This is a genomic window from Protofrankia sp. CiT1, assembly GCF_917627335.1.
In the GTDB taxonomy this organism is placed as follows: domain Bacteria; phylum Actinomycetota; class Actinomycetes; order Frankiales; family Frankiaceae; genus Protofrankia.
Map to the genome: position 1 here is coordinate 1 of NZ_CAKJTP010000121.1, position 4,938 is coordinate 4,938.

At 68.6% G+C, this 4,938-nt stretch carries 5 protein-coding genes; 1 reads left to right on the forward strand and 4 read right to left on the reverse strand.

Annotation, left to right across the window (positions count from 1 at the left end):
- Positions 1–121: 121 nt before the first annotated feature.
- The 4 genes from MJ785_RS16520 to MJ785_RS16535 form a co-directional block, all read right to left on the reverse strand.
- Positions 122–1,048 (reverse strand): TauD/TfdA family dioxygenase, encoded by a 927-nt coding sequence (locus MJ785_RS16520; RefSeq protein ID WP_239313225.1) that lies wholly within the window; start codon positions 1,046–1,048, stop codon positions 122–124.
- A gap of 116 nt (positions 1,049–1,164) precedes the next feature.
- Positions 1,165–1,980 carry an ABC transporter ATP-binding protein gene (locus MJ785_RS16525; RefSeq protein WP_239313227.1) on the reverse strand — a complete coding sequence of 272 codons (816 nt, stop codon included), beginning with the start codon at positions 1,978–1,980 and terminating at the stop codon, positions 1,165–1,167.
- A complete protein-coding gene (locus tag MJ785_RS16530; protein WP_239381648.1) occupies positions 1,962–2,816 on the reverse strand; it encodes an ABC transporter permease in 855 nt (284 codons plus the stop codon). Before MJ785_RS16530 ends, MJ785_RS16525 begins: the two co-directional genes overlap by 19 nt.
- Positions 2,813–3,859 (reverse strand): ABC transporter substrate-binding protein, encoded by a 1,047-nt coding sequence (locus MJ785_RS16535; protein ID WP_239381650.1) that lies wholly within the window; start codon positions 3,857–3,859, stop codon positions 2,813–2,815. Before MJ785_RS16535 ends, MJ785_RS16530 begins: the two co-directional genes overlap by 4 nt.
- Before the next feature lie 430 nt (positions 3,860–4,289).
- Between MJ785_RS16535 and MJ785_RS16540 the strand changes: the two genes are divergently transcribed.
- On the forward strand, positions 4,290–4,898 hold the full coding sequence (locus MJ785_RS16540) for a TetR/AcrR family transcriptional regulator (protein WP_239313233.1): 609 nt from the start codon (positions 4,290–4,292) through the stop codon (positions 4,896–4,898).
- Positions 4,899–4,938 lie beyond the last annotated feature (40 nt).

The following is a 4,938-nucleotide window of genomic DNA, read 5'->3' on the forward strand; positions in this document are numbered from 1 at the left end:
GACCGCCGGCCGGAGGGCGCCCGGGGCGCGCTGGGACGAACGCCGAACCGGGACGAACGCCGAACCGGGACAGACGCCGGACTGGGACGGACGCCGAACCGGGACGGACGTGAGGCAGAGGTCAGTTCACCGTGGCGAACCTGTTGTTGAACTCGGTCGCGTCGCCCTGCAGCGCGTGGCTGTGCTCACCGTGCACCGACACGGGCACCTCTCCGACGACCGTCACCCGCTTGACCTGGCGGGGAACGGTGCCGTAATCGGCGCTGGCGTAGTGCTGGGTGAGGCGGTTGTCCCAGATGACCAGATCGCCGGTCTCCCACTTCCACCGCACGGTGTTCTCGGCGCGGGTGATCTCCTCCTGGAAGATTTTCTTCAGCGCCTCGAACGTCGAGGAGCTGAACCCGATGAAACCGCGGGCGAAGCCGCCGAGCAGCAGGGACCGCTCACCGGTCTCGGGGTGCACCCGGACCAGCGGGTGCCGCGTCTTGTAGATCGTCGGCAGGAAGCCGTTCCCGAACCGGGAGGGGTCGAGGTTCCTGAGCCGCTCAATCCGCTCGTGGGACTCGGCATAGTCGAAGTCGTTGGTGTGCAGCGTCCACAGCTGGTCGGCCAGCTCGCGCAGCTCCGGGCGTAGCGCGGTGTACGCACTGGCGGTGTTGGCCCAGATGGTGTCGCCGCCCACGTCCGGAATCCGCAGTCCACGCAGCACGGAGAACGACGGCGGCTGCACCACGAACGTCACGTCGGTGTGCCAGACGTTGGCGCGCTCGACCGACCTGCTGTAATCGAGGTCGAAGACCTCCGAGTCGGGGGCGACGTTCGGGTGCCCCTGGGTGATCGGGCCGAGGCGGCGGGCGAAGGCCACCTGCTCGTCGTCGTCAAGGTGATCCTGGCCGCGGAAGAACAGCACCTTGTGCTCCAGCAGGTTGGCCCGGATCGCCGCGATCACGTCGTCGGGCAGGTCTCCGGAGAGCCGCAGTCCGCTGATCTCGGCGCCGATGTTGCCGGTCAGTTGCCGTCCGTCCAGTGCGGTGAGCGTGGTGGTCATCGTTCTCCTTCTTGATGTCGCCTCGTGAGTCGGTCGATCGGTCGGGTCGGGCGCGAGGGTGACGCGGGGTCCTGGCTGGTCGTCTCAGTTGCTGGTCGTCTCAGTTGCTGGTCGTCTCAGTTGCTGGTGGTGTCCGTGACGCCGAGGCTGGCCAGCAGCCGCCGGCGGAGTGCGACGAGCGCCGGGTCGGCCTTGTCGCGGGGTGCGGGGACGGCGACCGGGGTGTTGAGGACGAACCTCCCGTCCGCCATGACGAGGACGCGATCGGCGAGCTGGATCGCCTCCTCGACGTCGTGGGTCACCAGCAGCACCGCCGGGTTGTGCCGCTGCCACAGCCCGCGCAGCAGCGCGTGCATGCGGATTCGGGTCAGGGCGTCGAGGGCGCCGAATGGCTCGTCGAGCAGCAGCAGCCCCGGTTCACGGACCAGAGCCCGGGCCAGCGCCACCCGTTGGGCCTCGCCGCCGGAGAGGGTCTTGGGCCAGGCCCGGGTGTGGCCGGCCAGACCCACCTCCTCCAGCGCCGCCAGGCCGCGGGTGCGGGCGTCGTCGGTCCCCAGCCCGAGGATGACGTTGTCCAACACCCGGGCCCACGGCACCAGACGGGCGTCCTGGAACACGACCGATCGGGCCCGGGGGACCCGGATCTCGCCGTGGACCTGCCGGTCGAGACCGGCCAGCGCCCGCAGCAACGTGCTCTTGCCGGTCCCGCTGCGACCGAGCACGGCGACGAACTCCCCGGCACGCAGCCGCAGGTCGGCGCCGTCGATGACGGCCCGGCCGCCGAAGCGCCGGGTCAGAGCGGTGACCTCGACCACGGTCGGCGCCTCGCCGCCGGCCGGGACCGCCTCGCTGGCCAGATCCACCGGCGTCAACGGATCGACGACCGCTTCCGCGATGGGGTGCACCGCTCGGGTCACCTGCTCGGTTGCCATGTCAGCGCCACGCGTTCGATTCCACGTACCAACAGGTCGGAGACGAGCCCGAGGACGGCATAGGTGGCCAGGCCGACCAGGATCACGTCGGTCTGGTAGAAGGCCTGCGCCTGGACGATGAGATACCCGATTCCCTCACGGGCGTTGATCTGCTCGGCGAAGACCAGCAGTAACCAGGAGACACCGAAGGCCAGCCGCAGACCGACGAGGAAACCGGGCAGCGCGCCCGGTATCACGAGCCGGCGGATCATCGCGAGGCGACCCAGGCCGATCACCCTGCCCAGCTCCAGCATTCTCGGGTCGATGCCGCGGACCGCGTGGTAGGTGTTGATGTAGGTCGGGAAGACGACACCGAAAACGATCAGCGAGATCTTCGCCGTCTCACCGAGGCCGAACCAGACGATGATGAGCGGCTGCAGGCCGATGATCGGTATGAAGCGCAGCATCTGCATCGAGGTGTCCACGACGTCGTCGCCAAGCCGGGTCAGCCCGGCGGCCAACGCCAGCACGACGCCGATGGGAAGCCCGACAGCCAGGCCGATCAGCACGCGGTGCAGCGAGACCCAGATCGCGGACGGCAGGGAACCGTCCGCGATCCTGTCCCAGGCCGATCCCCACACCGCCGACGGGCCGGAGAGGGTCTCATCGGTGGTGACGCCGGTGCTGTAGAGGATCTGCCACAGGGCCACGAGCAGCACGACCCCGAGCAGCCGCTCGGCCCGTCGGAGCCGGCCCAGCCATGCCAGCGCGGCCCGCGGCCCGTGCCGGTCCGTCACCTGGGCCGCCTCGGCGCCCAGAGTGGGCAGCGAGACGATCTCGGATGTCGTGACCGTCACGACGAACTGCCTCGCGTCGGCACGGCGCTGCTCCGCACGGCGCTGCCCTGGGCGGCGAGCACGGTCGCGTTGTACAGCGAGGTGAACTCGGCGGCGGTGTCCACCTTCGACGGGATCTCACCGGCCTGCGCGAAGAGGTCCGCGAGGTTCTGCTGTGCGGGGAGCAGGTCACCGGGAAGCGCGAAGAAGGCGCTCGGGCCGGCCGCTGCCAGGAGCCGCTCCCCGAGCGCCTGCGGCAGCTTGTACTGGTCCACGTACGTCGCCTTGGAGACCTCGGGGACGTGGGAGTTCTCCCAGTTGACGGCCTTCACGAACCGTGCGACGTAGTCACCGATCGCCGCCGCTTTGGCTGGGTCCTTCAACGCGCTCTCGGAGGCGATGAGAAAGTTCGTCCGGAGCGCCAGGTTGTTGCCCGGGACCGGAATCTGCGGCGCCGTGGGGTTCTTGGCCAGGTAGGCGGAGTCCAACGGCTGTGACGTGATGACCGAGTCCACCTCCCCCGCCTGCAGCGCCTGCACGAGCTGCGTCGCCGCGAGGTCGACCGGCTTGACGTCCTTCAGACTCAGGCCCGCGCTCTGCAGCCCGAGCAACAGAACGGACTCCAGGCTCGTGCCCTTCTGGTATCCGACGGACTTTCCTTTCAGGTCCGCCCACGTCGTGATGTGTCGGCCCGGGGCGGCGAGAAGAAGCTGCGACCCGTTCGTCGTGGCATAGGCCGCGATGCCGACCACCTTCTGCCGGGCGGCCTGGGCGAAGATCAGCGGTGCGTCGGCGATCCAGCCGACGTCGAGCTTCCCGGCCTGGAACGCCTGAAGCATCGGCGGCCCGCCCACGAAGTTGGAGTAGGTCACCGAGTAGGGCAGGTTCTTGTCCTGCCCGGCGAGCCTGAGTGGCGTCTCCAGCACGGTGAGCTGATCGGCGACCCGCAGTGAGGTGCCCGCGGGGCTGTCGGCCGTGGCTCCCGACGTTCCGCCACCGCACGCGGTGATGATCAACATGGCTGCGCCAAGGAGGAGAGCAGGGATCGTGCGTGACCATCTCATACGAAGGTGGACTCCTCTTGGGCGTGGGCGGCCAGTTCCGCGGGGCGCAGTTCCAAGACACATCGTCTTATCCTCACCAAACCTAGAGAGTTGGTGAAGAAGGCGCAACGCGCGAACTATGGTTCGCCCATGCGCTTTGCGTGACGGTGTGGATGCGTTGCGAACAACCCTTCGCCGTGGCCGACCGGTCCCACTCGGGCGCTCGCGCGCGGCCAGGTCGCGTGCGCGGGGGGTGACGCCGCGGCGCATACTGTCGCGTATGTTCTTTTCTGGCTCCGCCGCGGACCAGGGCCTGAACTTCGTGGGTATGCCTCGCCGGGGCGCTCGTCGAGGGCCCCGGCCCACCGCCACCGCGCGTCGCCGTCTGACCGAGACATCGGTCGGCGTTCGGCAGACCACGACCTTGCTTCCGCGAATGGACACCGGAACAGTGCAGACCGAAGACGGAACGTCCGCTGCGATTCTCCGCGCGGCGGAGCGGCTGTTCGCGGAGCGCGGCTTCGAGGTCTCACTCCGGGAGATCGGCAGGAGCGCGGGCCAGCGGAACAACTCCGCGGTGCAGTACCATTTCGGCACCAGGGACCGCCTGATTGAGGCCCTGTACGCCTATCGGATGGTGCCGATCAACCGCCGCCGGCTCGCGCTGATAGAAGAGGCGTGTGCGGATGGTCGCAAACTTGATCTTGAGCAGATCATTGATCTCGGTATTCAACCCCTGGCGGAGCATGTTCTCGCCCACCGCGGATCGAGCAGTTATGCGCGTTTCGTGGCCCGGCTTGTTCTGAGTGGCGACTCGCTGGTGCCGACGGGCCGGGACTTCACCGAGGGCCTCCGGCTCCTGTCCGTCCTGAGCAAGGACGTCATGCCGGAGCTGACCGAGGAACGGGAGTTCCTCCTGGCCCTGTTCACCGCCACGGCCATGGCGAACCTGGAACTGCGCTGCGAGGACCGTTCGTTCACGGACGAGCAGGCGCGGGAAGTCCTGGCCGAGCTCAGGACCGCGGTGATCGCCATGATCACGGCCCCGAGGGCCGGATAGAGAGCACCCCACCGCAATGTTGGCCGACGCTCAGGATGCC

Bases quoted from the DNA above. Each gene is read 5' to 3' on its own strand.
- MJ785_RS16520 (WP_239313225.1), bottom strand. From the start codon at position 1,048: ATGACCACCACGCTCACCGCACTGGACGGACGGCAACTGACCGGCAAC.
- MJ785_RS16525 (WP_239313227.1), bottom strand. From the start codon at position 1,980: ATGGCAACCGAGCAGGTGACCCGAGCGGTGCACCCCATCGCGGAAGCG.
- MJ785_RS16535 (WP_239381650.1), bottom strand. From the start codon at position 3,859: ATGAGATGGTCACGCACGATCCCTGCTCTCCTCCTTGGCGCAGCCATG.